Annotated in this window: 1 protein-coding gene; it reads left to right on the forward strand. The window is 40.4% G+C overall.

All coding sequences use genetic code 11. The features are described from left to right. Positions 1-1610 (forward strand): condensation domain-containing protein (locus tag ACN1CN_RS22700; RefSeq protein ID WP_419137960.1); only part of this gene is annotated, 1610 nt, incomplete at both ends.

Below are 1610 nucleotides of genomic sequence, written 5' to 3' on the forward strand. Positions count from 1 at the left end.
TTAGTACAGCAGCGCAGGATTATACAGCTCCAAGGACGGAATTGGAGAGATCGATCTGCAGTATCTGGGAAGAAGTCCTTGGATTGGACAGAGTTGGAGTAACGGATAATTTCTTCAGGATAGGAGGTGATTCTATTTTGAGCATCCAGGTGTCGAGCCGTATCAGACAGGCAGGATTTGTTTGTCAGGTAAAGGATATTTTTGAATATAAGAGTGTTGAGAACTTGTCCAGATATTTAGAGGGAGAGAATTCTGATTTTGTTATTGTGTCTGAGCAAGGTGAACTAGAGGGAGAATTTGATTTGTTACCTATCCAGCAATGGTTTATATCCAGGGTAAATACAGGTATGTTATCAAAGCCTGATCATTGGAACCAGAGTTTTTTAATCCATGTTGGAGCATTGGATTTAGTTAAGTTAGAATCTGCAATAGTTGAATTGGTTTCTTATCATGATATTTTACGTGTTGGATTTTCAAAAGATGTTGATGGGATTTTTGGAAAAAGCCAGCTGTATCATTCCTCGATTGATCTGCCAGAACTTAAGACATTAGATATTAGTGAATATAATGAAAAGGAGATTCATGATTATTTGACCGATTGGCAAAGTGGATTTGATTTGGAGCAATTGCCATTGTTTAGTATAGGGTATTTGTATGGATATAAGGATGGTAGTGCCAGAATATATTTCGCCCTGCATCACTTGATAGTTGATGGAGTAAGCTGGCGTATTTTGGCCGATGATATCAGGACTTTATATTCAGGGAAACGTTTACCCCAGAAAGGCAGTAGTTACCGTCAATGGGTTAATCGTATTAATGGTTATGCTCAGGATCATCCCTTGGAGTTGTTGTATTGGGAAGAGCAGCTTGATGGCATGCCCGGATATGAATCTCTGGCTCATTCTGAGTCGCATACGACGTTTTTAGAGCTTGACAAAAGCCTTACGGAGTGTTTATTGCATACAGCTCCCAAAGCATACCATACGGAGATCAATGATTTATTGCTGACTGCATTGGGTTATGCGCTTCGGGATATTAACCAAAGCGACATCCAGGGTATTACCCTTGAGGGGCATGGCAGGGAAAACATCGACCCTTCGATAGACCACAGTCATACAGTTGGCTGGTTTACCAGTATGTTTCCTGTAAGGCTTGAGCTTAAAGGGGGGCTTAAGGAAAGTATTCAGTTTATCAAGGAGAGTTTACGCAGCATACCTAACAAGGGTGTTGGTTTTGGGTCTTTTGCAACAGATGAAACTGTACTTTATGGCCATGAGGATCTTCCCGGGATTAGTTTTAACTATCTAGGGCAATTTGATATCAGGGAAGGGGATGACTGGCAGGTTGTTTTTGAATCAAGTGGATCAAGTATCGATTCGATGAACAGGAATCATCATCTGATCAATATCAATGGGAGTGTAAATAAAAGCAAGTTAGGATTTAGCATCGTTAGTATGCTTGGCGAAGATATGTCCAAAGAGCTGACAGCTAGTTTTAAGAATCATTTAATAAAAGTGATAGAGCACTGTAGTGAAAAAGTGTCTCGCTCGGAGAGTAGTTACACCCCGAGTGATTTTACTTCAGTACGCATAAGCCAGTCTTTACTGGAT

The sequence above is a fragment of the Flavobacterium sp. T12S277 genome (genome assembly GCF_048514875.1).
Taxonomy (GTDB): Bacteria; Bacteroidota; Bacteroidia; order Flavobacteriales; family Flavobacteriaceae; genus Flavobacterium.